The sequence below is a fragment of the Sinomonas terricola genome (assembly GCF_034931225.1).
GTDB classification, from domain to species: domain Bacteria; phylum Actinomycetota; class Actinomycetes; order Actinomycetales; family Micrococcaceae; genus Sinomonas; species Sinomonas terricola.
The window spans coordinates 765,148-791,259 of record NZ_JAYGGQ010000001.1 but is presented as its reverse complement, the minus strand read 5'-3'; the positions used below and the strand labels follow the sequence as shown (position 1 = coordinate 791,259).

At 68.2% G+C, this 26,112-nt stretch carries 24 protein-coding genes and 1 tRNA gene; 11 read left to right on the top strand and 14 right to left on the bottom strand.

The features are described from left to right. The first annotated feature begins 44 nt into the window (after positions 1-44). Positions 45-668 (top strand): 3-hexulose-6-phosphate synthase, encoded by a 624-nt coding sequence (hxlA, locus tag SPF06_RS03870; RefSeq protein WP_323277597.1) that lies wholly within the window; start codon positions 45-47, stop codon positions 666-668. A gap of 69 nt (positions 669-737) precedes the next feature. Here the strand turns inward: hxlA and SPF06_RS03865 are convergent, their stop codons facing one another. From SPF06_RS03865 to purU, 3 genes are all read right to left on the bottom strand, one after another. Next, positions 738-1,541: an IclR family transcriptional regulator gene (locus tag SPF06_RS03865; RefSeq protein ID WP_323277596.1), complete on the bottom strand. Its 804-nt coding sequence runs from the start codon at positions 1,539-1,541 to the stop codon at positions 738-740. 129 nt (positions 1,542-1,670) lie between these two features. After that, on the bottom strand, positions 1,671-4,142 hold the full coding sequence (locus SPF06_RS03860) for a GcvT family protein (RefSeq protein WP_323277594.1): 2,472 nt from the start codon (positions 4,140-4,142) through the stop codon (positions 1,671-1,673). A 51-nt stretch (positions 4,143-4,193) separates the two neighbouring features. After that, the gene (gene purU, locus SPF06_RS03855; RefSeq protein ID WP_428985697.1) at positions 4,194-5,123 is read right to left on the bottom strand and encodes a formyltetrahydrofolate deformylase; all 930 of its coding nucleotides are present in this window, start codon (positions 5,121-5,123) and stop codon (positions 4,194-4,196) included. A 120-nt stretch (positions 5,124-5,243) separates the two neighbouring features. Here purU and SPF06_RS03850 point away from each other — a divergent pair, with 120 nt between their 5' ends. Next, complete coding sequence (locus tag SPF06_RS03850; protein WP_323277791.1) at positions 5,244-5,915, top strand: GntR family transcriptional regulator; 672 nt, start codon at positions 5,244-5,246, stop codon at positions 5,913-5,915. On the opposite strand, the gene SPF06_RS03845 is transcribed toward SPF06_RS03850, so the two are convergent. Then, on the bottom strand, positions 5,912-7,378 hold the full coding sequence (locus SPF06_RS03845) for an FCD domain-containing protein (RefSeq protein ID WP_323277592.1): 1,467 nt from the start codon (positions 7,376-7,378) through the stop codon (positions 5,912-5,914). The genes SPF06_RS03850 and SPF06_RS03845 overlap by 4 nt on opposite strands. Positions 7,379-7,509: 131 nt before the next feature. Between SPF06_RS03845 and SPF06_RS03840 the strand changes: the two genes are divergently transcribed. The 4 genes from SPF06_RS03840 (at position 7,510) to SPF06_RS03825 (ending at position 11,167) form a co-directional block, all read left to right on the top strand. Further along, positions 7,510-7,827 (top strand): hypothetical protein, encoded by a 318-nt coding sequence (locus SPF06_RS03840; RefSeq protein WP_323277591.1) that lies wholly within the window; start codon positions 7,510-7,512, stop codon positions 7,825-7,827. Continuing rightward, a complete protein-coding gene (locus SPF06_RS03835; protein ID WP_323277590.1) occupies positions 7,824-8,024 on the top strand; it encodes a hypothetical protein in 201 nt (66 codons plus the stop codon). Before SPF06_RS03840 ends, SPF06_RS03835 begins: the two co-directional genes overlap by 4 nt. Positions 8,025-8,387: 363 nt before the next feature. Continuing rightward, positions 8,388-8,798: a GlcG/HbpS family heme-binding protein gene (locus tag SPF06_RS03830; RefSeq protein WP_323277589.1), complete on the top strand. Its 411-nt coding sequence runs from the start codon at positions 8,388-8,390 to the stop codon at positions 8,796-8,798. Between the two features lie 71 nt (positions 8,799-8,869). Continuing rightward, positions 8,870-11,167 (top strand): FdhF/YdeP family oxidoreductase, encoded by a 2,298-nt coding sequence (locus tag SPF06_RS03825; RefSeq protein WP_323277588.1) that lies wholly within the window; start codon positions 8,870-8,872, stop codon positions 11,165-11,167. 94 nt (positions 11,168-11,261) lie between these two features. On the opposite strand, the gene SPF06_RS03820 is transcribed toward SPF06_RS03825, so the two are convergent. The 8 genes from SPF06_RS03820 to SPF06_RS03785 form a co-directional block, all read right to left on the bottom strand. Beyond that, the gene (locus SPF06_RS03820) at positions 11,262-11,891 is read right to left on the bottom strand and encodes an MBL fold metallo-hydrolase (RefSeq protein ID WP_323277587.1); all 630 of its coding nucleotides are present in this window, start codon (positions 11,889-11,891) and stop codon (positions 11,262-11,264) included. Further along, complete coding sequence (locus SPF06_RS03815) at positions 11,891-12,985, bottom strand: S-(hydroxymethyl)mycothiol dehydrogenase (protein WP_323277586.1); 1,095 nt, start codon at positions 12,983-12,985, stop codon at positions 11,891-11,893. The genes SPF06_RS03820 and SPF06_RS03815 overlap by 1 nt, the downstream gene beginning before the upstream one ends. A gap of 285 nt (positions 12,986-13,270) precedes the next feature. Continuing rightward, positions 13,271-13,414, bottom strand: a complete 144-nt coding sequence (locus tag SPF06_RS03810; RefSeq protein ID WP_323277585.1) for a hypothetical protein — start codon at positions 13,412-13,414, stop codon at positions 13,271-13,273. Between the two features lie 267 nt (positions 13,415-13,681). Continuing rightward, positions 13,682-13,758: transfer RNA gene (locus SPF06_RS03805), tRNA-Pro, on the bottom strand. Between the two features lie 124 nt (positions 13,759-13,882). Further along, complete coding sequence (locus SPF06_RS03800; protein ID WP_323277584.1) at positions 13,883-15,745, bottom strand: ABC transporter ATP-binding protein; 1,863 nt, start codon at positions 15,743-15,745, stop codon at positions 13,883-13,885. After that, entirely contained in the window at positions 15,742-17,658 is a 1,917-nt protein-coding gene (locus tag SPF06_RS03795; protein WP_323277583.1) for an ABC transporter ATP-binding protein, read from the bottom strand. The genes SPF06_RS03800 and SPF06_RS03795 overlap by 4 nt, the downstream gene beginning before the upstream one ends. A gap of 75 nt (positions 17,659-17,733) precedes the next feature. Beyond that, complete coding sequence (locus tag SPF06_RS03790; RefSeq protein WP_323277582.1) at positions 17,734-18,732, bottom strand: metallophosphoesterase; 999 nt, start codon at positions 18,730-18,732, stop codon at positions 17,734-17,736. Continuing rightward, the gene (locus SPF06_RS03785) at positions 18,732-21,032 is read right to left on the bottom strand and encodes a transglycosylase domain-containing protein (RefSeq protein WP_323277581.1); all 2,301 of its coding nucleotides are present in this window, start codon (positions 21,030-21,032) and stop codon (positions 18,732-18,734) included. Before SPF06_RS03785 ends, SPF06_RS03790 begins: the two co-directional genes overlap by 1 nt. Positions 21,033-21,069: 37 nt before the next feature. Here SPF06_RS03785 and sp36 point away from each other — a divergent pair, with 37 nt between their 5' ends. The 3 genes from sp36 to SPF06_RS03770 are packed head-to-tail and all read left to right on the top strand — an operon-like array spanning position 21,070 to position 22,662. Next, a complete protein-coding gene (sp36, locus tag SPF06_RS03780; protein WP_197061821.1) occupies positions 21,070-21,228 on the top strand; it encodes a Sp36 family protein in 159 nt (52 codons plus the stop codon). Further along, on the top strand, positions 21,225-21,740 hold the full coding sequence (locus SPF06_RS03775) for a RidA family protein (protein ID WP_323277580.1): 516 nt from the start codon (positions 21,225-21,227) through the stop codon (positions 21,738-21,740). The genes sp36 and SPF06_RS03775 overlap by 4 nt, the downstream gene beginning before the upstream one ends. After that, positions 21,724-22,662 (top strand): NUDIX hydrolase, encoded by a 939-nt coding sequence (locus tag SPF06_RS03770; RefSeq protein ID WP_428985696.1) that lies wholly within the window; start codon positions 21,724-21,726, stop codon positions 22,660-22,662. Before SPF06_RS03775 ends, SPF06_RS03770 begins: the two co-directional genes overlap by 17 nt. Before the next feature lie 98 nt (positions 22,663-22,760). On the opposite strand, the gene SPF06_RS03765 is transcribed toward SPF06_RS03770, so the two are convergent. Next, a complete protein-coding gene (locus tag SPF06_RS03765) occupies positions 22,761-23,438 on the bottom strand; it encodes a Crp/Fnr family transcriptional regulator (RefSeq protein ID WP_136611216.1) in 678 nt (225 codons plus the stop codon). A 130-nt stretch (positions 23,439-23,568) separates the two neighbouring features. Between SPF06_RS03765 and SPF06_RS03760 the strand changes: the two genes are divergently transcribed. Next, the gene (locus tag SPF06_RS03760; RefSeq protein WP_323277578.1) at positions 23,569-24,753 is read left to right on the top strand and encodes a MarP family serine protease; all 1,185 of its coding nucleotides are present in this window, start codon (positions 23,569-23,571) and stop codon (positions 24,751-24,753) included. Between the two features lie 15 nt (positions 24,754-24,768). Here the strand turns inward: SPF06_RS03760 and aroQ are convergent, their stop codons facing one another. Then, positions 24,769-25,275 (bottom strand): type II 3-dehydroquinate dehydratase, encoded by a 507-nt coding sequence (aroQ, locus tag SPF06_RS03755; RefSeq protein WP_323277577.1) that lies wholly within the window; start codon positions 25,273-25,275, stop codon positions 24,769-24,771. Between the two features lie 270 nt (positions 25,276-25,545). On the opposite strand from aroQ, the gene SPF06_RS03750 reads away from it, so the two are divergent. Next, positions 25,546-25,992, top strand: coding sequence for a hypothetical protein (locus SPF06_RS03750; RefSeq protein WP_323277576.1), 447 nt, complete (start codon positions 25,546-25,548; stop codon positions 25,990-25,992). Positions 25,993-26,112: the final 120 nt, after the last annotated feature.

Here is a 26,112-nt window from a genome sequence, read left to right as displayed (position 1 = left end):
CAACCCACCCAACCGCACAAGACCGCAACAAGAAGGAGAAGAACATGAAGCTGCAGGTCGCCATGGACGTCCTGACCATCGACGAGGCCCTGGCCCTGGCCGAGAAGGTCGCCGAGCACGTGGACATCATCGAGCTCGGCACGCCGCTCGTGAAGAACGAGGGCCTCGCCGCGGTGACGGCCATCAAGCAGGCGCATCCCGACAAGGTGGTTTTCGCAGACCTGAAGACCATGGATGCCGGCGAGCTCGAGGCCGAGCTCGCGTTCGCTGCGGGTGCCGACCTGGTCTCGGTGCTGGGCGGAGCGGACGATTCCACGATTGCCGGCGCGGTCAAGGCTGCCCGCGCCCACAACAAGGGCGTTGTCGTGGACCTCATCGGGGTCGCGGACAAGGTCACGCGCGCCCAGGAGGCTCGTGCGCTCGGCGCCAAGTACGTCGAGTTCCACGCCGGCCTGGACGAGCAGGCCAAGCCCGGCTACGACCTCAGCGTCCTGCTGACGGCCGGCGAGAAGGCGCGCGTGCCGTTCTCCGTGGCCGGCGGCGTCAACGCCGCGACGATCGCCTCGGTCCAGCGGGCCGGCGCCGACGTCGCCGTCGCGGGCGGCGCGATCTACGGTGCTGCGGACCCGGCGAAGGCCGCGTACGAGCTCAAGTCCGCCATCATCTGAGCCGCTAGACCCACGTGAGGGGCGCCACCGACGCGAAGTCGGTGGCGCCCCTCACGCGTGTCTGAGGCCCTACTCGGTGTGCGCGGGCCCGCCCATGAGCTCGGTGATCTCCCTGCCGGCGGCGACGACCGCTTTGATCACCTCGGGATCTGACGGGTCGAAGCGGAAGGCGGGCCCGGAGACGCTCACCGCGCCGATGAGATCCCCCGCGTGGCCGAACACGGGCGCGGCGATCGCGTTGAGTCCGTCCTCGAGTTCGCCGCGCGTCGACGCGTAGCCGCGCTCGACGATCACGGGGAGCTCGCGCTCGAGGCGCTCGCGGTCGAGCGTGAGCGGCGTGAGGGCCTTGAGCTCGACGCCCCGGAGCAGTTCGTCCCGCTCGGTCGTGTGGAGATACGCGAGGAAGACCTTTCCGCTCGACGTCGCGTAGAGGGGGGTCAGGTTGCCGATCCAGTCGAAGCTCGCGAGGTTCGCCGCGCCCAGCGCCTGGTCGACGTTCACGGCGTAGACGTCGCGGCGCACCGCGAGGTTGACGGTCTCGCCGTACCGCTGCGCAAGGTCTTCGAGGACCGGGCGTGCCGTGTGGACGAGGCTGAGCCTGCGCGGGATCGAGCTCGCCACGCGGAGCAGGCCCACCCCGAGCTGGTACTTCCCGCGGCGCGCGCTCTGCTGCACGAAGCCGTGGGTTTCGAGCGCGCCGAGGATCCGCGACGCGGTCGATTTGTGCACGCCCATGCGTTCGGCCATGTCGCCGACGGCGGCGCTTCCTTCCTTGGCGAGGATCTCGAGGGCGCGGACTACCCGATCGACGGCTTGGACGCCGTTCGCGGATCGTCCTTCGTCCGGTTCCTCAGACTCGGGTATCTTCCCCATGACGTGATTCTGCCAGATGAGATCGGCACGACAGTGAGCTTTTCGCAACAAGATGAAAATTATGCAACAACGAGAAGGTGGCCCGAACCGTGAGGCTCGGGCCACCAGATGCACTTCGGCGGCAGGGACTCAGCCGCGCAGGCGCTTCATCTCCGGATCGAAGAGCGGCTCAGGCGTGACGGTCGCCCGGACGCGTGCGCCGAAGTACTCGATCTCCACGGCGTCGCCCTCGGTGACCGTGCTCGGGAGGTACGCGTACGCGATGGGCTTGCCGATCGAGTACCCGTACGCGGCGCTCGTGACGTAGCCCACGGGCTCGTCCTTGTAGAACACCGGTTCCTTGCCCAGCACCATCGAGCGGCCGTCGTCGACCGTGAGGCAGCGGAGCCGCCGCCCCGGCGTGTCCTCGGTCCAGCCCTCGATGGCCGACTTGCCCACGAAGCTCTCCTTCGCGGTCTTGACCGCGAAGCCGAGGCCGGACTCGTACGGGTCGTGCTCGGTGGTCATGTCCGTGCCCCACGAGCGGTAGCCCTTCTCGAGCCGGAGCGCGCTGAACGCCGCACGGCCCGCGGCGACGATGCCGTGCGGCTGGCCGGCAGCCCACAGGACGTCCCACAGCCGCTGGCCGTTGTCCGCCGTCGTGTAGATCTCCCAGCCGAGCTCGCCGACGTAGGAGAGGCGCATGACCGTCACCGGCACCCCGCCGATCGTGGCCTTCTTGGCGCGGAAGTAGCGCAGGCCGTCGTTCGAGAAGTCGTCGCTGCTGATCGCGGAGACGACCTCGCGGGCGAGCGGGCCCCACAGGCCGATGCAGCACGTGCCGCCCGTGATGTCGCGGACCTGGGCCCACTGGGTCGGGTCCTCCGCGCGCTGGCGGCGCGCTTCGCGCGTGAAGTACGCGAGGTCGATGTTGCCGTTGGCGCCGACCTGGAACGTCTCCTCGTCGAGGCGCGCGACCGTGATGTCGCTGCGGATGCCGCCGTGGTCGTTCAGGAGGAGGCAGTAGGTGACGGCGCCGGGCTTCTTGGCGACGTCACCGGTCGTGAGCCTCTGGAGGAGGGCGACGGCGCCGGGTCCGGAGATCTCGAGGCGCTTGAGCGGCGTCATGTCATACATGGCGACGGCCGTGCGCGTCTTCCAGGCCTCGACCGCGGCGATGGGGGAGCTGTAGCGCGCGGACCACGAGTCCCGGGCCGGCGGCTGCCACTCGGCGGGGAGCTCGTCGAGGAGTGCGGCGTTGGCCTCGAACCAGTACGGGCGCTCCCAGCCGGCCCCTTCGAGGAAGTAGCCGCCGAGCTCGCGGTGGCGCGCGTTGAACGGGCTCACGCGGAGGTTGCGCGGGGATTCCTTGGGCTGGAGCGGGTGCAGCACGTCGTAGATCTCCACGAAGTTCTGCTGCGACGTCTCGCTCACGTAGGAGGGGGCGAGCTGGACGTCCTCGAAGCGGTCGACGTCGCACTCGCCGAGGTCGATCTCGGAGGCTCCGTCCGTGAGGAGCTGGGCGACGGCGCGCGCCACGCCTGCTGAGTGGGTGACCCACACGGCCTCGGCAACGTAGAAGCCCTCGACATCCCGCGACTGGCCCACGATCGGGCCGCCGTCCGGGGTGAACGAGAAGATCCCGTTGAAGCCGTCCTCGATCTCGGCCTCGCGCAGCCCGGGAAGGATCTCCTTCGAGGCCTCCCACGGCTCGGCGAAGTCCTCGAACGTGAAGTCGAGTCGCGAGGGCATGTTGTGTTCGTCGACGTGCTTCGGCGTGAGGCCGAGGTCCGCCGCGACGACGGGCATGGGGCGGTGGGCGTACGAGCCGATGCCGTAGCGCTCGCCGTGCTCGCGGTAGTAGAGGTCCTGGTCCTGGTGGCGGAGGATCGGGAGGGTGGCGCCGTTGGGGAGCTCGTTGCGGCCCTTGAGCTCGGGGACCGGGCCCGTCTTGACATACTGGTGCGCGAGCGGCAGGAGCGGGATCTGCATCCCGACCATCGCGCCGACCTCGACGCCCCAGAAGCCCGCGCAGGAGATGACGATGTCAGCCGGGATCACGCCGCCGGGCGTCTGCACTCCGGTGACCCGACCGCCGTCGTGCTCCACGCCGGTGACCGGGGTCGAGCCGAGGTAGACGACCCCCGCCTCGCGGGTCCGCTCGATGAGCAGCTGGACGGAGCGGGCCGCGAGGGCGAGACCGTCGCTCGGGATGTGCAGGCCGCCGAGCACGATCTCCTCGTTGAGGAGCGGGTAGATCCGCTTGCATTCGGCCGCGTCGACGAGCCGCGCCTCGATGCCCCACGACTGGGCGTAGCCGAGCTTGCGCTTGAGGTCCTCGTAGCGGGCCTCGGTCGTGGCGACCTCGAGGCCGCCGACCTGGTTGAAGCAGTCGAGGGAGAGGAGCTTCTGCACGGTGTACTTCGCGAAGAGGCTCATGGTCTTCGACGCGTTGGTCTGGAACACGAGGCCCGGGGCGTGGGACGTCGAGCCACCGGGCATGTCGAGCGGGCCCTGGTCCAGAACCGTGATGTTCGTCCAGCCCCGCTGGACGAGCTCGTCCGCGACGTTGGTTCCGACGATGCCTGCGCCGATGATGACGACGCGCGAGGAGTTGGTCATGATGGCCCTTTCTGCGGTGGGCGGGTCTTGAGGCGGGGTGCGGGTGCCGGCTTAGCGGAAGACGACGGTGCTCGCGCCGTCGAGGAGGATGCGGTGCTCGCAGTGCCACCGGACGGCGCGCGAGAGCGCAAGGCACTCGGCGTCCTGCCCGACCGTCGCGAGAGTCTGCGGGTGGTACGTGTGGTCGACGCGGAGGACCTCTTGCTCGATGATCGGGCCCTCGTCGAGGTCCGCCGTGACGTAGTGCGCGGTCGCTCCCACGTGCTTGACCCCGCGCTCGTAGGCCTGATGGTACGGCTTGGCGCCCTTGAAGCCCGGCAGGAACGAGTGGTGGATGTTGATCGCGCGGCCCTTGAGCGCCGTCGTGAGCTCGTCGGAGAGGATCTGCATGTAGCGCGCCAGGACGACGAGGTCGATGCTGTGCTCGTCGATGAGCGCCAGGAGCCGTGCCTCGGCCTCGGGCTTCGTCTCGGGGGTCAGCGGAACGTGCACGAACTCCAGCCCCGCGGCCTCGGCCATCGGCCGGAGGTCCTCGTGGTTGGACACCACGAGCGCGATCTCGCCGCCGAGCGTGCCTGCCCGCCAGCGGAAGATGAGGTCGTTGAGGCAGTGCCCGAGCTTGGACACCATGACGAGGAGCCGGGGCTTCGTCTCGTCGTGGAACGAGAAGTCCATCTCGAACTTGCTGGCTGTGGCCCGGAACTCTTCTTCGAGCTTCGAGGCGTCGACGGGCGATTCCGAGGAGAACGCGGTGCGGAGGAAGAAGGCCCCGCGCTCGCGGTCGTCGAACTGCTGGTGCTCGACGATGTCGAAGCCGTGCTCGTACAGGAAGCCCGTGACGGCCTGGACGATGCCGGGGCGCTCTGGGCAGGAAAGGGTCAGGACCGAGGTATGCCCCTGCTGTTCTTTCCCATTCTGGGGTTTCGCCTTCCGGGGCGACGAAGCGGCGGGCTCAGCCAGACGTGTGGCGGTCTCACTCATGGACATCGGTGCTCCTGGTAGGAGAGTTATATCCGTCTGATACAACTCTGATATATTAGCTGTGTGACTCAGGCTATCCTGCCGAGAACGGTGGGGTCAACAGTGGAGGTGCAGACCGACGTGGTCCAGGCAGTGATCGATCCGCAGCTCAGGCCGTCCTTGGCGGATACGGCCTACCTCTCCCTCAGGGACCGGCTCCTGACTCTCGAGATCAGGCCCGGCGATCCCCTCAACGACGAGGCACTCGCGAAGGAGTTCGGGTTCGGCCGCACGCCCGTGCGCGAGGCGCTCAAGCGCCTCGAGGCGGATCGGCTCGTCATGACCTATCCGCGGCGGGGCACCTTCGCGACCCCCGTGGAGGTGACGGACCTCGCCTACATCTCCGAGATCCGCTCTCAGCTCGAGCCCCTCGCGGCGGCGCGGGCCGCGCGCGTCGCCTCGCTCGCCGCGCGTCGTCATCTCGTATCGCTCATCGAGCAGGTGCGGACTTTCGACGCGTCGACGGCGACCGTCCGCGAGACCCTCCGGTTCGACGCCGAGATGCACCGCGGCATCTACGCGGCGGCGGGCAACCCGCATCTCGAGGACGCGCTCATCCGCTATGACAATCTCGCGACCCGCATCTGGTGCCTCGTCATGGACCGCCTTCCGGGCCTCGCGGGGCACCTCCATGAGCATGTCGCGCTCCTCCGGGCCGTCGTCGACGGCCAAGAGCAGCGCGCCGCGGAGCTTGCGGCCCTGCACGTCGAGGGATTCGAGTCGGCGGTGCGGGCGGCGCTCTTCGCCGTCTAGGCCGAGCCCCCGGCTTTCTCATCGCCCACGAAGAGGCGCCACGGCACGGCCGGAAGCGCGGCGCTTCTCTGTGTGCGCTCGCGGGGGAGGGCTCCGCCGATGAGGCTTCCGGAGTTGGTGGCGATGACAACGCCATTCTGATCCACGATGCTCGAGCCCGGGGGCAGGCTCAGGAGGAGCGGCTCGAAGCCGGACTGGAGCTGCGTGATGAGAATGTCCGTCATTGCCGCGCCCGCCGGCCTCCCAGCGATCATGATCATCTTGCTGAACGTGACAATGTAGGCGTTGGAGCCGTTCGCGTCCACGTAGGCGTAGCTCACGTGGAGGTCATCGACGCCGTCCCGGGGCCACCAGGGCGTGCTCGCGTAGTCGTAGAACTCGAGGTCCATCTCCAGTCGCTGCGGCTCGTCCTGTCCGGGCGGGATGAAGGCCCAGATGATCTCTGCGTCGCCGAAGAAGGAGGCGTCGGCGAGGAAGCCGAGGCCATAGAAGGCCGGCGTCGCGCCGTCGAGGGTCTCATGTACGACGTCGTAGACCCCTGCGAGGTCGTCGAGCCGGGGCATAGGGGCACCATTGAGGGCCTTGCGGACGGCCTCTTCGACGACGCGGATCGAGGCACCGGCGGTTTCCCTGATCCTCGTCGCGAGGGATTCGATGGATGCGGTCGTGTGGGCGATGAGGCGATCTCCCGTGGACGCGGCGGGCGGCGCACCCGGGACCGCGCTGTCGAGGGAAGCGGCAGAGTCCATCGACATGCGCAGGTCGATGAGCCCGTTCATGTCGTGGCGGACGTGGTCCTCGGCGTGGGCGCGGGCGAGGACGGGATCCCCCTCGCGGATGGCCTCCACGATCGCCGTGTGTTCCGAGGCGGCCGTGGTGGCTCGGTTTGGGGTGTTCGTCCAGATGAGGGGGCCAATCTCGGCCTGCAGGGTCATTTCCTGGCGGGTGAGCCGGACGGATCGGGATGCGGCCGAGAGCTCGAGGTGGAACTGGCTGTCCGCGCGGGTCATCTCCGCTGGTGTGCGGGCGCTCCCGATCATCCCGGCGAGCGATGCCAAGCGCGCGATCGAGATCTGCTGGGCCCTCGCCGCGGCGGCAGCCGCCGCCGATCCTGCCAGCACCGCTCGATACTCCCGGATATCGCGCAGGTCCTCGAGGGAGTAGGCGGCGAGGCTCTCTCGCCGGGCTTTGGCGATGTCCCCAGTGTTGGCCCTGACGAAGCTTCCTCCGCCGCGCCCGCGCCGGGTCTCCACAAGCCCGAGATGGCGCAGCTCGGCAAGTGCGGCACGCAGGGTCTGGGTCGAGACCCGCATCCTCGCGGCCAGGTCGTTCTCGCTGGGCAACTGGGTGCCGTCCTCAAGGACCCCAAGCTCGATCGCGTGGCGGATCCGGCGCTCGATCTCTTCGCCGCGCTCGGCGGCTTCCAGAGGGGCAAATGCGAGTTGTTCTCTCCAGCTGACCATGAGTCCTCCTGCCTCTGCTGCCTCCGAATTCAGTATAGATGAAACTCTTGACATGTGAACTCACATGTTTATGCTTAAAGAACGGACGCAAGCCCGACCTACCGCGAAACGAGACTTGAAGGAGCGGGGTCATGTTCGACAGCAATGATGTGGTCCACGCGTGGCGCAGAGCTGGAAACAGCATGGCGCCTGACCGCCTCGGCCTGTACGCCTCCGCACTGTCGTCTCAGCTTCCGATCGGGTCCTACTCCGCCCTCAATGACGCCCAAGAGGACTGCGCCATCCTCGCGATGTATCGGGTGGATAGGCCCCATGCGACGATTGCGGACCTGCACCAGATGCCTCCGCTCGCGCTTTCGAGCTATCACCAGCTGCTTCATGACCTGGCCCGCGAAGGGCTCGGCCCCGTCGACCATTACCGCAGCGACTCGATCGGAGACCGGCGATGAAGCGCCGCACGCGTCCGACCTCCACGGCCCCGCGAATCTCAGCGATCTCCCTCGCCGCCGCGTGGTCCGACGGCTCAGCGCCGGAGCTTCCGCTGACGAGCTCTGCCAATGCTGGAGCGGGCGACCCGCTCGTCAGTCGCAATGAGCGGCTCATCCGTCAGCTCGAGATCGCCGCCATCCTCATCGACCTCGCCTGACCGCGTCGCCTGACCGCCTCGCCTCGAGCCCTCCTCCGGGCCCACCGGCCCGACCCGTGGCCAGGTCTCCCCAACCTGTGGCCACGTCTCCCCATCCAGTGGCCACGTCTTCCCGTCCAGTGGCCACTAATCCAGATCCCGTGGCCACTAATCGCGATCCCGTGGCCAGTTTTCCCCATCCAGTGGCCATTGGCCACGGGATTGGTGAGAGGTGGCCAGGCGTGGGTGAGAGGTGGCCAGGCGTGGGTGAGAGGTGGCCAGGCGTGGGTGAGAGGTGGCCAGGCGTGGGTGGGTCAACTCTTGACACTCATATATTAGTTATCTAACTTCAGATATGGCAGTTCCCTTCGAAAGGAGCCACAAATGAGTGACATCACGACAGACCAGGCAGAGCAGGTTCTCGAGGCAGCCATCAAGGCGGCGGGCGAGGTCGGCTGCCGCATGAACGTCGCCATTGTCGACGCCGGCGGCAACCTCAAGGCGTTCCGCCGGATGGACGGCGCGTGGCTGGGGAGCATCGACATCTCCATCCGGAAGGCCCGGACGTCGCGGCAGTTCGATATGGAGAGCGGCGACCTCGGCGGCCTCTCCCAGCCTGGCGGCCCCCTGTACCAGATCGAGGTCTCGAACGGAGGCCTCATCACGTTCCCGGGCGGCGTTCCGCTGCGCAACGGCTCGGGCGAGGTCATCGGGGCCATCGGCGTGAGCGGAGACACCGTGGAGAACGACCGGCACGTTGCCGTGGCCGGCGCCAAGGTTCTTCAGTCCGCCTGAGCCGATAGCCTCGGATCGGCCTCGCCCATGCTGTTTCGCAGCTGAGGCTGATCAACCGAAAGGAGCGGGCCGTGTTCGCCCAGAAGCCAGACCCCCATGACATCGATGAGGATGCCCTGGAGGTCCATCCGCCCAAGACAGCTGCGGCGGGGGTCAAGGCGGTCGCGGTGGCCATGGAGCGGGGCCTCGCCCAGGCCGGCCTTGTCCGCACGGCCCGCTCCATGCTCCGCATCAACCAGCGCGGCGGCTTCGACTGCCCCGGCTGCGCCTGGCCCGAGTCGATCACCGGCGCGCGTAAGCCCGCCGAGTTCTGCGAGAACGGCGCCAAAGCCATCGCCGAAGAGGGCACCCTTCGCACCGTGACCCCTCAGTTCTGGGCCGAGCACTCGATCGCGGAACTGGAGGGCAAGACCGAGTTCTGGCTCGGCAGTCGAGGCCGGATCACGGAGCCCGTGGTCATCAGGCCCGGGGAGACGCACTACTCGCCGATCAGTTGGCAGGACGCCTTCGATCTGATCGGGGCGCACATCAACGCGACCACTCCGGACCGCTGCGTGTTCTACACCTCTGGGCGCACCGCGAACGAGACGGCGTTCATGTATCAGCTGTTCGCCCGCAGCCTCGGGAGCAACAATCTGCCTGACTGCTCGAACATGTGCCACGAGTCGTCGGGAGTCGCGCTCATTCCGACGATCGGCATCGGCAAGGGAACGGTCTCGCTCGAAGACATCCACCACGCCCAGCTCGTCCTCGTCATCGGGCAGAATCCCGGTACGAATCACCCTCGCATGCTCTCGGCGCTCGCCGACTGCAAGAAGAACGGCGGCAAGGTTGTCGCCGTGAACCCGCTTCCCGAGGCGGGGCTCCTCAATTTCAAGGACCCGCAGACTATTGAGGGCGTCGTCGGCGACGGGGCATCCATTGCCGACGAATTCCTGCAGATCAGGATCGGGGGAGATCTGGCCCTGCTCCAGGCTCTCGGGCACCTCCTCGTGGCGCGCGAAGAGCGCGAGCCGGGCTCCGTCGTCGACCGCGAATTCGTCGAGTCGCAGACGCTCGGCTTCGAGGCCTACGTCGAGGCGCGCCGCGCGATCGATTGGGACGCAACCGAGACCGCCACCGGTTTGGCCCGCGCCGAGATCGAGAAGATCGCGGACATGCTCGTGGCCTCGAAGGGCACCATCATCTGCTGGGCCCTCGGCCTGACCCAGCAGCCGCATTCAGTGCCCACGCTCAAGGAAATCATCAATCTCCTGCTGCTGCAGGGGAATTTCGGAAAGCCGGGCGCCGGCGCGTGCCCGGTCCGCGGGCATTCGAATGTCCAGGGCGACCGCACGATGGGAATCTGGGAGAAGCCGACCGAGGCCCTGAGCGCCGCGCTTGAAAAGGAATTCGGCTTTCCGATGCCTCGAAAGCACGGGTACGACTCGGTCGAAACCCAGCATGCGCTCGAAGCCGGGGACGTTGACGTCTTCGTCTCGATGGGCGGCAATTTCGCCTCGGCCGGCTCCGACACCGAGCTCCTCGAGCGGGGGCTCAAAAGCGCCGGCCTGACGGTACATATCTCCACGAAGCCCAATCGGTCCCACATCGTCCACGGCCGAACGTCGCTCATCCTGCCAACGCTCGGGCGGACCGATACCGACGACAAGCACCCTTCCGGCCGCCAATTCGTCTCGATCGAGGATTCGATGTCGGTCGTGCGCTCGAGTCAGGGCCGCCTCCGTCCTGTTTCGGAACATCTCCTCGCCGAGCCCGTCATTGTCGCCAGAATGGCGCAGGCCACCTTTGGGGACGAGCACCCCGTGGACTGGCGGGCGATGGCCGAGGATTACGACGTGATCCGCGACCACATTTCCCGGACGATTCCGGGCTTTGAGGACTACAACCGCAGGGTCAGGGACAAGAGCGGATTCGTCCTGCCGAGCCCGCCGCGGGACACTCGCACGTTCGCGACAGAAGCGGGCAAGGCGATGTTCACTGTCAGCCCGTTCGAATACCTCGAGGCTCCACCCGGCCATCTCGTCCTGCAGACACTCCGGAGCCATGACCAATACAACACGACCATCTACGGTCTCGATGACCGCTATCGCGGAATTTCGAAGGCCCGCCGCGTCGTCTTGGTCCACCCCGAAGACCTCGAAAGTCTTGGATTCGCGGATCAGGAGCTCGTCGACGTGGTGTCGACGTTCAATGGCTCGGAACGCCGTGCCGAGCGGTTCAGGCTCGTCTCCTATCCGACGGCCAAGGGGTGCGCGGCGGCGTACTATCCCGAGACCAATGTGCTCGTCCACAAGGAGCTCGTCGCGCGGGAATCCAATACTCCGGGTTACAAGGCCGTCATGATCAGGTTCGAGAAGCGGGATTAGCCCGCGGCATACACAAAGTAGGACGGCGAAAGGCGGCTTCCGCGCGGAAGCCGCCTTTCGCCGTCCTACGTGATGAGAAGGCGGGCCCAGGGCGTCAGTGGCCCCGGTCGATCCACTCCTGGAGGTGTGGGGCCTCATCGCCGATCGTCGTCGAGTCGCCGTGGCCCGTGTTGACGACGGTTTCCGCCGGCAGGGTCAGGAGCCGCTCGCGGATCGAGCCGATGATCGTGGGGAAGTCGCTGAACGAGCGGCCCGTGGCTCCGGGGCCGCCCTGGAACAGCGTGTCGCCCGTGAAGACGGTTCCGAGCTCGGGCGCGTGGAAGCTCACCGAGCCGGGGGAGTGGCCCGGGGTGTGGAGGGCGATGAGCTCGGTGCCGCCAACGGCGAACCGCTGCCCGTCCACGATCTCGGCGTCGGGAGTCGTCCCGGGATACACGGCCTCCCACAGCATCTGGTCCTCGGGGTGCAGATGAAGGGGTGCGCCGACCCTTTCGGCGAAGTCGACGGCGTGCCGGATGTGGTCGTCGTGGCCGTGCGTGAGCAGCACGGCCGTCACGGTCCGGCCGCCCACGGCCTCGGCGACCCGTGCTGCACTGTGCGCGGGGTCGATGACGATGGCCTCGGCGTCGTCGCCCACGATCCACACGTTGTTGTCGACGTCCCACGTTCCGCCGTCGAGCGAGAACGTGCCCGAGGTGACGATCCGCTCGATGCGCGCCGCCATCAGAGCTCCACCACCGAACGCAGCACCTCGCCGCGGTGCATCTTCTCGAACGCGGCCTCGACGTCGCCGAGGCCGATCCGCTCGGTCACGAAGGCGTCGAGCGGCAGACGGCCGAGCCGGTACTGGTCCACGAGCATCGGGAAGTCGCGGCTCGGGAGGCAGTCGCCGTACCACGAGGACTTGAGCGAGCCGCCGCGGCCGAAGACGTCGAGGAGCGGGAGCTCGAGCGTCATGTCCGGCGTCGGCACGCCGACGAGGACGACGCGGCCCGCGAGGTCGCGCGCGTAGAACGCCTGTTTGTATGTCTCCGGGCGGCCGACGGCGTCGATCACCACGTCCGCGCCGAAGCCGCCCGTGAGATCGCGGATCGCCTCGACGGGATCCTGTTCGCGAGAGACGACGCCGTGGGTCGCGCCGAGTTTCTTGGCGATCTCGACCTTGGCGGGGTCGAGGTCGACGGCGATGATCGTCGTCGCCCCCGCAAGCTTCGCACCCGCGATGGCCGCGATGCCGACGCCGCCGCAGCCGATGACGGCGACGGACTCGCCGCGCTGGACTGCGCCCGTGTTGATGGCCGCGCCGATGCCGGCCATGATGCCGCAGCCGAGGAGGCCGACGGCGGCGGGGTCGACGTCGTCGTCGATCTTCGTGCACTGCCCCGCGGCGACGAGCGTCTTCTCGGCGAAGGAGCCGATGCCGAGGGCCGGCGAGAGCGGGGTGCCGTCCTGGAGCGTCATCTTCTGGGTCGCGTTGTGCGTCGCGAAGCAGTACTGTGGCTGGCCCTTGCGGCACGCGCGGCACTCGCCGCACACGGCGCGCCAGTTGAGGATTACGCGGTCGCCCGGCTTGAGGTCGGTGACGTCGGGGCCGACGGCGCTCACGACGGCGGTCGATTCGTGGCCGAGGAGATACGGGTAGTCGTTGCCGATCCCGCCGAGCTTGTAGTGCAGATCCGTGTGGCACACGCCACAGCTCAGGACGTCGACGAGCGCCTCGCCGGGGCCTGGATCGGGGACGAGGATCGTCTCGAGGGTTGCGGGGGCGCCCTTCTCGCGAACGACGACTGCCTTGACTTCGTGGACGGCTGCGGCCATGGATAATCCTCCTCCTGGGCGAATGACGGTGCCCATGTTCCTTGGGAAGCCTACGGGATGGCCAATATATGTGAGATATATTACAGTGGGGTCGGCTCGGGGGCCCGTTCTTCGTGGGCGACGGTCGGGGACGCGTTCAGCCGGAGTGAGTGTCAGAGGTGCCGGGGCCGCGACTCTGCGGTCCCCCGGCACCGGCCCTGCGGCAGGTCAAGGTGTGATACGCGCAGCATCTTAGCGCTACCCGGAGACTGGGCGGTTGAAGCGCATTCAGGTTTCGGGCTGGGTCTAGGACTCCTCGGGAAGCCTGCGATCAACGCGGTCGGCAACGAAGATGAGCATCAACATGGCGACGACGGTGCCGCCGATCCACGAGACGCGCGCCGGCACGCCGAGCGGCAGGCCGACCACGCCGCTGAGCACGAGCTGCACGCCCAGGCTCGCCAGAGCTACCGCGGCGGCGATGAGCCCCAGAGTTGTGCCCTTCGACCGGTGGCGTCCCTTGGGAACTGCCGCGGCGAAGTCCGCTACGTTGAACGTTGAGTCTTCCTGGGCGGGCTCTTCGCGAGCCCTCTGCAGCAGGCCAGGAAGCGACGCGCTCAGTGGGGAGCAGCGAGACCTCAGTGGTGCTCGGCGCGGGCCTTCGGTGCGCGGAAGCAGCGAAGGGCGCCGATTGCTCGGCGCCCTTCGCTATTCAACTGGTCGGGATGACAGGATTTGAACCTGCGACCTCTTCGTCCCGAACGAAGCGCGCTACCAAGCTGCGCTACATCCCGATCCGCTGCGCGGTTCGCCCACCAGTTTCCCGGCGCGGCTCCCCGAAGCAACTCATCCAGACTACCCGATCTGGCCACGGGACGCGAAATCGACAGGCCTCCGAAATCAGGCGGCGCGAGGACGCTACACGAGCGAGTCCTGCCACGCCCCGTGCAGGGCGGCGAAACGCCCGCCCCCGCGGATGAGTTCGTCGGGCGTGCCGTCCTCGACGATCCGCCCACCGTCCATGACGAGTACGCGATCGGCGATCTCCACGGTCGAGAGGCGGTGCGCGATGATGATCGCCGTGCGGCCTCGCTGCGCAAGCAGGCGGGCGAGCCCGGCCTGGACGAGCCGCTCCGATGGGATATCAAGCGAGGACGTGGCCTCGTCGAGGATGAGCACCGCGGGTGCCGCGAGGAACGCCCTCGCAAAGGAGATGAGCTGCCGCTGCCCCGCCGAGACGCGCCCGCCGCGCTTGTTCACGTCGGTGTCATAGCCGTCCGGCAGTGCCGAGATGAACTCGTGGGCGCCCACCGCTCTGGCCGCGGCCTCGATCTCGGTGCGCGTCGCCGTCGGACGCCCCAAGGCGATGTTGTCCGCGACCGAGCCGCTGAACAGGAACGCCTCCTGGGTGACCATGACGACGGCGCGGCGCAGGTCGGGCGTCGAGAGGCGCCGGAGGTCGACGCCGTCGAGCGTGAGCGCGCCCGAGGTGACGTCGTAGAACCGCGCGACGAGCTTGGCGAGCGTCGACTTTCCCGCGCCCGTCGCCCCGACGAGCGCGACGGTCTGCCCCGCGGGTATGTGGAGGTCGAAGCGCGGCAGGACGACGGGCCCGGCACCGTAGTGGAACTCGACGCCGTCGAAGCGCACGTCCCCGCGGGGATCGCGGAGCGGCTCGGGCTCGCGCGGCGGCACCACGGTGGGTGCCTCCGCGAGGAGGCCGGAGACCTTCTCGAGCGCCGCCGTCGCGCTCTGGAATGAGTTGTAGAACATCGCCATGTCGGCGAGCGGCTGGAAGAACCGCTTGACCGAGAGGACGAGCGCGAGCAGCACGCCGACCGCGAGCCCGCCGTCCAGCACGCGCAGGCCCGCGACGAGCAGCACGACGGCGACCGTCACGTTCCCGATGAGCACAAGACCCGGCTGCAGGACGCCGTTGAGCTGGATCGAGCGGGCGGTCACGCTGCGGTAGTCCTCCGCGAGCTCGCCGTAGCGCTCGTTGTTCTCCGCCTCCTTGCGGAACGCCTTGACCGCGCGAATCCCGGTCATGGTCTCGACGAAATGCACGATGAGCCGCGCGGACGCGACGCGCGACGCGCGGAATGCGACCTCCGAGCGGGTCTGGTACCACCGCGCGAGCGCGAACATCGGCACCGCGGCGAAGAGCATGATGATCCCGGACGGCCAGTCGAGCAGGAACACGGTCCCGGCCGTGAAGAGCATGAACAGGACGCCCGAGACGAGCGAGCTCACGCCCGAATCGAGGAGCTCGCGCAGCGCCTCGAGATCCGACGTCTGCCGGCTGATGATGCGCCCCGAGGTGTAGTGCTCGTGGAAGTCGAGGCTCAGGCGCTGCGTGTGCCGGAACACCCTGACGCGCAGGTCGAGGAGCATGGCCTGGCTGAGCTTCGCGGTCGAGGTCACGTAGCCGGCCGTGAGGAACGCGGTCGCGAGGGCGGCCCCGAGGTACGCCGCGCCCGTGAGCCAGATGAGCGCCGACTCGCCGCGCAGGAGGGCGGGCAGGGCGCGGTCGATCCCGAGCGCGATGATCGCGGGTCCGGCCGCCTTCGTGGCCTGCGACACGACGACCATCGCGAGCGTCACCCAGAACCGCACGCGGACCGGGCGGATGAGCTCGCCGAGCAGAGACAGCGAACGACGGCGAGCGGCCCGCGAGGCTTCCTTTGTCAGCTCGACGGCGTCCTCGACGTGCGCTTCGCCGTCGTCGCGGCGCGCGGCCTGGCGGTTGATGCGCGGGCGCGAGGACGGGGCAGTGCTCATCGGGCCTCCTCGAGGTCTTCCAGGGTGTCGTCGGGGTCGAGGCTGCTGTCGAGATCGCGGGGCTCGGCGTCGAGGCTCGCGATGACGTAGCGGTAGTGCTCGCTGCGCGCGAGGAGCTCGGCGTGCGTGCCGACGTCGTCGATCACCCCGTCGCGGAGGAGAGCGACGCGGTCCGCGAGGGCGACTGTCGAGGGCCGGTGCGCGACGATGAGCGTCGTCGTGTCCGCGAGGACCTCGCGGAGACGGGCCTCGACGCGCTCCTCGGTCGCGACGTCGAGTGCGGACAGCGGGTCGTCGAGGACGAGCACGGCGGGCTTCGCCGCGATGGCCCGCGCGAGCGCGATGCGCTGCCGCTGGCCGCCCGAGAGGCTCAGCCCCTCCTCGCCGATCCGGGTGTCGACGCCGTCGGGAAGCGAGTACGCGAACTGGGCCTGCGCGACGTCGAGCGCTTCGTCGAGGAGCAGTTCCGCGCCGGAGCCCTCGCGCACGGCCGCGCCGAGCAGGACGTTGTCCCGCACAGAGCTCGAAAACAGGGTCGTGTCCTCGAATGCGACGGAGACGAGGCGGCGCAGCTCCGCGAGCGGAAGGTCGCGGATGTCCACGCCGTCGATCTCGACCGCGCCGCCCGTCACGTCGTAGAGCCGCGGGACGAGCTGGAGGAGCGTGCTCTTGCCGGACCCCGTGACGCCGACGAGGGCCATCGTCTCGCCGGGGACGAGCTCGAGGTCGATATGCCTCAAAATGGGGGACGCCGCGCCGTCCTCGGCGGGCGAGCCGTGCAAGGCAGCGCGCGCGCCGTCGTCCGCCGGCCTCTCCGCGGCGGGGCCGCCCCGCCCGTCGAAGCCGAAGCGCACGCCGCGGAACATAAGCAGGCCGCGGGGCGCGCCGACCCGGGCCGGCTTCTCGGGGTCCGCGATCGCGACCTCCTGGTCCATGACCTCGTAATGCCGGTCGATCGCGGTCTTCGCCATGAGCGCCATGCCGACGAGCGCGCCGGACATCTCGACCGGGTTCGCCACCGCGGCGGCCGTGCCGAAGAACGCCGCGAGCGCGCCGACCGTGATCTGCCCCGTCGCGGCCAGCCACACACCCGTCACGAGCCCCGTGCCGAGCGCGAGCTCGGGCAGGAGTGTCACGACCATGCTGAACACCGCGAGGTGCCGCGCCTTCGTGACCTCCGTGTCCCGCAACTCCTCCGCTTGCGCGGCGAAGCTCTCGAGCGCCTCGCCGCTGCGGCCGAACGCCTTGAGCACGCGGATCCCGTGCACGGACTCTTCGACGGCCGTCGCGAGATCCCCGGCTTGGTCCTGGCTGCGGCGCGACGCCGCCATGAACTGGCGGCGGAACCGGAAGCTGTAGATGCTGATCGGCACGGCTGCCGCGAGGAAGATGAGGGCGAGCTGCCAGCTGATCGTGAACAGCATCGCGATGCCGACGCCGACCGTCGCGACCGAGATCACGAGGAAGATCGCCCCGAACGCGAGCCAGCGGCGCAGCATGTTGAGATCCGTCATGGCGCGGGAGAGGAGCTGACCCGAGCCCCAGCGGTCGTGGAACGAGACGGGGAGGAGCTGGAGGTGGCGGTACAGCTTGAGGCGCATCGACGTCTCGACATTCGTTGCCGGATCGATGACGAAGATGCGGCGCAGGAACGTCAGCCCCGCTTCGAGGACTCCCATGACGAGGACGACGACGGCGGCCCACAACACTGCCGATGCGCCCGGCCCGGGCTTCAAGAGGGCATCGATGACGGCGCGGAACACCTGGGGGACCAGGACCGCGAGGACTGATGCCGTCAGTCCTACGACCAGGCCGCCCACGAGCCGCGGAACGATGGGGCGCACCTCGGGCGCGAGCCGGGTGAGGCTGCGGTTGAAGGGAATCTGCTCTCGGGCGGGGGCTTGCTGTGGCATGCCGGCGCTCACACCTCCGGTCAGGAGTAGTTAGCTGTGGCAACTACCCTACGCCATGCGGCTGTGAGGGCTGGGTCAGGACTTCGCCCGTAGCGTCAGCAGCACGGCCTCCGGGCGGCACGCGACGCGGATCGGCGCGAAGCGGGACGTGCCGATGCCTCCCGAGACGTTGAGCGGAGCCCATCGGCCCGCGTGCTCCCACGTTGTGAGGCCCTTCGCGCGCCACGTCGGGAGGTCGCAGTTCGAGACAAGGGCGCCGTAGCCGGGGAGGCAGATCTGCCCGCCGTGCGTGTGGCCCGCAAGAATGATGTCCGCCCCCGCCCCGGTGAAGTGGTCGAGCACGCGCTGGTACGGCGCGTGGATGACAGCGACCTTGACGTGCGGCTTGCGGTCGTGGCCGGACGCGCCGCGGGGCCAGTCGGCGTAGCGCTCGCGCTTGAGGTGCGGATCGTCGACGCCTGAGAAGTCGAAGCGAGTCCCGTTGAACGCGAGCGACTGGGACCGGTTCGTGAGGTCTACCCAGCCGGCCGCGCCGAAGCCCTCTGACAGGCGGCGCCAGTCGAGAGGGATGCGCGTGGGGAGCGGGCGCGTGTTCGACGGACCGAGCAGGTACGATGCCGGGTTCCTCAGAACTGGCGCGTAGTAGTCGTTCGAGCCCGGGACATAGACGCCCGGGTAGCGCAGGAGCGGCCCGAGCGCGTCGAGGAGCGGGTCGATCGCCTCGACGTGACTCAGGTTGTCGCCCGTGTTGACGACAAGATCCGGCGCGAGGTCGGCGAGGCCCGCGAGCCAGCGCGCCTTCTTGTTCTGGCCGGGGACGAAGTGGATATCACTCAGGTGCAGGACGCGCAGGGGCCGAGACCCGGCCGGGAGGACCGCGACGGTCTCCTCGCGGAGCCGGAACTGGTCCTTCTCCCACCACCCGTACGCCGCGGCCGCGACCCCGGCCGACACCGCCATGCCCGCGAGGAGCGCGGTGCGCTTCGCGCCCGTGGCGAGGACCGCCGTCGTCCGCCCCGCCACACGGGCGAGGGCCCGCCCCGAAGTGGGGGCGAGCCCGTCGCTGGCTGCCATCAGGGCTTCTTCCCCTTGTCTGGCGGCGTCGGCTGCGTTGCTGGCTGCGAGGGGCCGTTCGACGGCGAGGGCGAGTTGCCGCCGTTCTGGTCTGTCGGCTGCGATCCGCCGATGAGGTTCTGCGGCGGGGCGTCGAACGCGCCGTTGTCGTAGAGGGGAGCGGCCTTCAGCATGTAGTACGCCCACTGCGGACCTGCGATGTAGGCACCGTCGACGCTCTTGTAGAAGCGGCCGTTGACCATCACGTTTTGCCCGAGACTCTTTGGATCTGCGATCCCAACGCCGGTCGTGACGCCGAAGAAGGAGGCGGTAACGAGGCCCTTCGTGTAGCCCACGACCCATGTCTGGTTGTTGTAGTTGTTCGTTCCGGTCTTGGCAGCGTCCGGGTACGCGAGCTTGATCGTATTGCCCGAAGCGTCCTTGATGTTGTAGCCGGAGCCTTTCGTCAGAACGTCCTGCAGAACATTCGTCACGGCTTTTGCGACATCCGGTTTGATGGCGTTCTGCTGGCAGGTCGGTGCCTGTCCGCCGATCTTCTTGCCCTGGGAATCCATGACGTCGGTGATCGCCATGGGCGTGCAATAGGTGCCATTGCTCGCGAAGGTGGCGAACGCGTTGGCCATCGTCATCGGCGCGACGTTCATGCCGCCGAGGAGGTTGCCGAGGGTGGACATGTCAAGTTTCTGGACTTGGCCCGCGTGATCCTTGTCTCCGCCTATGCCGTCATGCATGCCGAGCGAATCCGCAGCGCGCTGGATGTCGCAGAAGTCATTGAGTCCGGCAGCGGAGGCGAACGTCGCGGTGTTGATCGACTGGTAGATGCCTTCGCGGACAGTCATCGGCCGGTACCACTGAGGCTCGTCGTTCTGCAGGTCCGTCGAGTCTTTGACGCTCGCGTCGAACCATCCCTGGACATGGTCGCAGGTCGTCTTCCAGGGATAGTTGATGCCGTACCGCCGCTTGGACGCATCAACGATCTGGTTCGTGGGCTTGCCCTCATTGAGCCACGCTGTGAGGGTCACGGGCTTCATGGTCGAACCGGGCTGCATGCCGCCCAGACCGCCAAGCGAATTGCCGTTGGCGTCCGTCTTGTCGACGTTGAAGTTGTACGTCGTGACGTAGTCGAGCCCTTGGCCCGGCAGCATCCGCGAATTCTGCGCCATCGCGACGATCTTGCCGGTTCCGGGCTGGACCGTCACGAGAGACGCGCCCCAGGGAAACGCTCCGTTGTTCGCCCCGGCGGTGGAATCAACCTGCGCCTGGGCCGGCCCCTGAAGGCGCGGATCGAGCGTCGTCTTGATGGTGAGGCCGCCGCGGGAGATCTTGAGGGCGCGTGAGTCCTCGTCCGGCCCGTAGGCGGGGTCGTTGAGCAGCTGGTGGTACACGTAGTCGCAGAAGTACTGCGCCTGCGACGCGTACTGGCAGCCCTGCTTCGGCGCGTTGACCTTCGTCTGCATCGGCGTATTGACGGCGTCGTCGTGCTGCTTCTGGTCGATCTTGCCGTGCTCGAGCATCGCGTCGAGCACGAGGTTGCGGCGCTTCGTCGAGGCGTCGGGATTCGTGATCGGGTTGTATGCGCTCGGGCTGTTCACGAGGCCCGCGAGCGTCGCGGCCTGGGGAAGCGTGAGGTCCTTCGCGTCGACCGAGAAGAAGTACTGGCTCGCGGCCTCGATACCGTAAGCGTTGCTGTTGAAGAAGACGATGTTGAGGTAGCCCTCGAGGATCTGGTCCTTGCTCATCTGCTTCTCGAGTGCGATTGCGAGCTTCATCTCGCGCAGCTTGTCGCCCACGCCCTTCTGGCCGTTGAGGACGACCTGATCGTCCTTGCCCTGGGCGATGAGGTTCTCGTTGATCACGTTCGTCACATACTGCTGCGTGAGCGTCGAGGCGCCCTGGCGCCCGCCCCGGAGGTTCGAGGAGAGCGCGCGGAGGATGCCCGTCATGTCGACGCCGCCGTGTTCGTAGAAGCGGTAGTCCTCGATCGAGATGATCGCGTTCTTGACGTTCGGCGACATCTGGTCGAGCTTGACCGGCGTGCGGTTCTCGCTGAACAGGGTCGCGATCGGCGAGCCATCGGACGCGACGATCTTCGTCACCTGCCCCGGAGGGGTCACCGTGAGCTCGCTCGGAAGGTTGTTGAAGAACTGGACCGAGCCGTTCGCAGCACCCCCCGTGACCGCCGCGGCGGGCACCATGAGGCCTGCCACGAGCACTCCGCAGATCGCACTGATGCCAAGGAAGGCGATGATCTTGCCGAGCGTTGTGGCCGTGTCGAAGAGCGGATTCTTGCCAGACGCCATGCAGGGCAGTCTACCGGGAGCGACTAACCTAGACCTTATGACCACGTGGGAGTACGCCACCGTACCGCTGATCGTCCACGCCACCAAGCAGATCCTCGACCAGTGGGGCGAGGACAGCTGGGAGCTCGTCCAAGTCGTCCCGGGACCCGGCGGAAACGGTTTGGTTGCCTACATGAAGAGGGAGAAGCAGGCATGAGTGAAGCACAGGCCGGCACGGCAGAGTCGGTCACGGCAGAGACAACGGCACTCGGCGCCGTCGAGCAGCGTCTGGCCGATCTCGGCCTGAGCCTGCCTGAGGTCGCCGCCCCCGTCGCCGCCTACGTTCCGGCCGCTGTCGCCGGGGGCTTCGTGTACACGGCGGGCCAGCTCCCGTTCGTCAAGGGCGAACTGCCCGCCACTGGCAAGGTCGGCGCCGAGGTCAGCGCCGAGGACGCCAAGCGCTACGCCGAGCTGAGCATCATCAACGCCCTCGCGGCGGTCAAGGCCCAGATCGGCGACCTGGACCGCGTCACGCGCATCGTCAAGGTCGTGGGCTTTGTCGCCTCCGATCCCTCGTTCACGGGCCAGCCCGGCGTCGTCAACGGAGCTTCCGAGCTCCTGGGTAAGGTTTTCGGCGAGGCGGGCATTCACGCCCGGTCCGCCGTCGGCGTCGCGGTCCTGCCGCTCGACGCCCCAGTCGAGGTGGAACTGATTGCTGAGTTCGCATAGCCGTCGCTTCGTCGTTCCCAAACGGCTCCAGGGAGCCGCACGAAGCTGGCTTGAAGAAGGGGATCGCCCGCCGAGGACGGCGCGGCTCGCATCCTCAGTCGTCCTGATCCGCGATTCGGTCGAAGGCGCCGAAACGTGGCTTGCATACCGCCCTGGCAATTCGCCGCTCGGGGTCGTCGCGTTCCCCGGGGGATCGGTCCAGAACACCGATCACGACACGTTCGACTGGTTCGGGCCCTCCGTGGGCCAGTGGGCGGAGATGCTCGGCGTGACCGATTTCGCGCTTGCCCGCTCGCACGTCGTCGCGGCCATCCGCGAGCTCTTCGAGGAAACTGGGGTGCTCCTCGCCGGCACGGATGCCACGACGCTCGTCGAGGGCACGAACACGCCCGAATGGACGCGGGCGCGCGAGGCCGTCGCGAGCGAGGAGATCGGATTCGCCGAGCTCGTCGCCAAGCGCGGCCTCGGCCTCCGGACGGATCTGCTCCGCCCGCTCGTGCATTGGGTCTCGCCGGAGTTCGCCCACCGGCGCTTCGATACCCGCTACTTCGCCGCGACCCTCCCGGTAGGCCAGACTCCGACGCTCCTCCCGAGCAAGGGCGTGTGGGGAGAATGGGTCCTTCCCGCTCGGCTGCTCAAGGACCGCGACACGACCGAGCTCGGCGATCGGATCGGCGAAGAGGACGCGCGGGGCCTCACGCTGCCGCAGCTCCTCGTGCCGGCGAGCGAGATCATCCTCGAGAAGATCGCGAAGGCCAAGGGCTGCATCGCGTACCTCAACATCAAGCGCTCGACGCACACGTACCAGGCCGAGCTCGAAGAGGACAACGGCGAACTCTGGCTCCGCGTCGAGGCCCCCAGCGCGGCTCCGCCCACCGAGGCGCTCACCGCCGTCCCGCATCCCAGCGCCACACCTTCCTGAGCACCTGCCCCGACGGGCCAGGCGTTGAGATAGACGTACGACGACGGCCGGCGCCTTCCCCACGGAAGGGCGCCGGCCGTTGTGCGCCGTGCGAAGTCTTACCGGCTGCGCTGGCGCAGGCGCGGCATGTCGAGGATGACGACGGCGCGCGCCTCAAGGCGGATCCAGCCGCGCTGCACGAACTCGGCAAGGGCCTTGTTGACCGTCTCGCGAGAGGCGCCGACGAGCTGCGCGAGCTCCTCCTGCGTGAGCTCGTGGGCGACGAGGACGCCGTCGGTCGCGGGGCGACCGAAGCGGTCGGCGAGATCGAGGAGCGCCTTGGCCACGCGGCCGGGGACGTCCGAGAAGACGAGGTCGGAAAGCGAATCGTTCGTGCGGCGGAGGCGGCGCGCGAGGGCCTGCAGCAGCTGGGCCGAGACCTCGGGGCGAGCGCGGAGGAGAGCCACCAGGGCGTCGTTCTTGAGGCCCGCGAGGCGCGTCTCGGAGACGGCGGTCGCGGTCGCGGTGCGCGGGGCAGGGTCGAAGAGGGCCATCTCGCCGAACAGCTCGCCGGGCCCGAGGATCGCGAGGAGCGACTCTCGGCCATCGGGGGACGTGCGTCCGAGCTTGATCTTGCCGGAGACGATGAAGTACATCTGGTCGCCCTGGTCGCCTTCGCGGAACACGGAGGCACCTCGGGAGAGGTCGACCTCCATGAGCTCATCGGTCAGCAGGCGGAAAGCCTCGTCGTCGAGAGTGGCGAATAGCGGCGCGCGGCGCAGTACTTCGATGTCCAATTCAGTCTCCTCGTCATTTGCCATTGCTTGCGCTGCGGTCATTCTTTCAGATTCAGCAAGGGTTTGTGACGAACACACCATCGACAGGCCGCCCAGCTTGGCTCCAGACAGCGCCGATAGACTGACGGGGATGCTCGATACGACCTTCCTGGACCTTGTACTCGTGGTGGTCCTCATCGGCTACCTCGTCTACGGGGCGCGGGTGGGCTTCCTCGTGAGCCTCGGCGGAATCATCGGCTTCATCGTGGGCGGGGCCGCCGCGTTCTTCGCCGTCCCGCTCGTGAGCCAATGGCTCTCGGACAGCGGGTGGCGCGCCGCCGCCGTCGTCATTGCGGCGATCGTGCTTATGGTCGCCGGCAACGCCGTCGGCACGACCATCGGGCGCCGGGTGCGCCGCCAGATCCGCTGGAAGCCGCTCGGCGTCGTCGACCGCGTGCTCGGCGGGATCGCCAACGTCTCCGTCGCGGCCCTCGTCATGTCGATGCTCGCGTTCACGGTCTCGAGCGTCGGCGTGCCCGTGCTCTCGCAGCAGCTTTCGTCGTCGCGCGTGATCACGACGATCGACGCGCTCACGCCGAATCCCGTCAAGGCGGAGGCCGCGCAGCTCCGGGCCTTCGTGCTCGGCGACACCCTTCCGCGGATCATCGAGGGCATCGGCCCGCTCCAGCCGGTTCCCATCCCAGACGAGAACATGGACTCGTCCGCCCTGCGCGCGGCCTCCCGGTCAATCGTCCGCATCACAGGCACGGCATTCCAGTGCGGGCAGAACCAGACCGGAAGCGGCTTCGTCGTCGCGCCGGGCCGGGTCATGACGAATGCGCACGTCGTTGCCGGTGTGCCGGAACCAGTCGTCGAGCTGCAGAACACCGGTGCGCGCACGGCCCACGTGGTCTACTTCGACGGCGTCCACGACCTCGCGGTGCTCGCCGTCGACGGACTCCCGCTCCCGGCTCTCACCCTCACCGGGAACAGTCCCGCTGGGACGTCCGCGGCCTTTGGCGGCTACCCGCTCGGCGGCCCGTTCGCGATGCGTCCCGCTGTGATCCAAGGGACGACGACGGTGCTCGCCCCCGATATCTACGGCGCCAATGCGGTGCCCAAGACGGTCTATCAGATCTCCGGGCAGGTCCAGCAGGGCAATTCGGGCGGTCCGCTGCTCACCCTCGACGGTGCCGTGACCGGCGTCGTGTTCGCCAAGTCGGAGAACACGGACGGCGTGGGCTACGCGATCACGATGAGCGAGGTCCGTCCCGTTGCCGACCAGGCCGAGTCCCTCAGCCAGCCCGTGCAGCCGGGCGCGTGCACTCGAAAGTAACCGGCCTGGGGCGGGTCAGGCCGCGGGGCCCTGGGTGAGCTCCGCGAGGTACTCGATCGCGAAGCGGTAGCCGAGCGTGCCCGCGCCGGCGATGACGGCCTTGCACACGTCGCTCAGGTAGGAGTGGTGGCGGAACGGCTCGCGTGAGTGGACGTTCGTGATGTGCACCTCGACGGCCGGGAGCTGGACCGCGGAGATCGCGTCGCGGATCGCGACCGAGGTGTGCGTGTAGGCGCCCGCGTTGATGACGATCCCGACGGAGGACCCGCGCGCCGCGTGGATCGCGTCGATGAGCGCGCCCTCGTGGTTGGACTGGACGAACTCGCACGCGAGCCCCCGCGAATCTGCGGCACCCGCGCACAGCCGCTCGATGTCGCCGAGCGTCGCCGTCCCGTACTTCTCCGGCTCGCGCGTGCCGAGGAGGTTGAGGTTGGGGCCGTTGACGATGAGAACGCTGGGGCGGGCGGCGGGAGAAGCCGGGCGGGCGGCGGCAGGGGAGGACGGCTCTGTCGGCTGGGTCATGGTCCGATCCTACGGTGTGCCCCTGAGGTGTGCTTTCCGGTGTTGTCCTGGAGAATCGCCGGGTCTACCCTTGACCCAGATCCCGGGGGTTTGTGGGATTGCACCTTGGTTCGGCGAGGTCTCGGTGCCGAAGCGGCGGAGGCGCGTGCACGGCGCATCGCGCGGCCGCCGCCTGCTGCCGGTCCGCGACTGGGCGCCGCCGGTGTCTCTGCCGATTGCCTTGCTGGCAGGCACGGCGTGCGCTCTCCTTTCGCGAATCAGGAGTGCATCATGAAGCCATCGAGAATGGCCACGTTTGGAATTGCGGCGGCGGCTTTGGCGGCTGCGGCGTTCGGAACAGCGGGACCGGCGTCCGCGGACTACGGCAACACTGCCATCTATCAGATCGCCTTGTCGGACAACGTCTCCGGCCCCCAGGGCGGCGGCGTGTGGCTCTGGTACGAGCTCAGCAGCGACGGCACCGGCGATTACCAGGGTGCCGACTGCGGCCACGGCTTCGGGGCCGTCCATGACGGCGGCTCCGTCAGGTGGGGCTGGGCCGACAGCAAGCACATCGTCATCTGGGGCACGGTCCTCAACGGCCTCGAGGGCTTCCCGACGACCGTGACGATTCCCGCGGCCTTCGGGCATTACTCGGGAACTGACGAGACCTTCCTGACCCTCCCGCCGTTCATCCCGGGAGGCATCGGCAACGCCCAGCTCCAGGTGGCCCCGTAACAGCATCCGTTCTGTCCCCGGTTCTCTGGGCCCGGGGACAGAGCGGTGTTCGGCGAGTCTCGACGCCGAGCGAGCCGCGGTCAAGGCGCTGGGGGTCTGCGAACCGAGCCGCACACACGC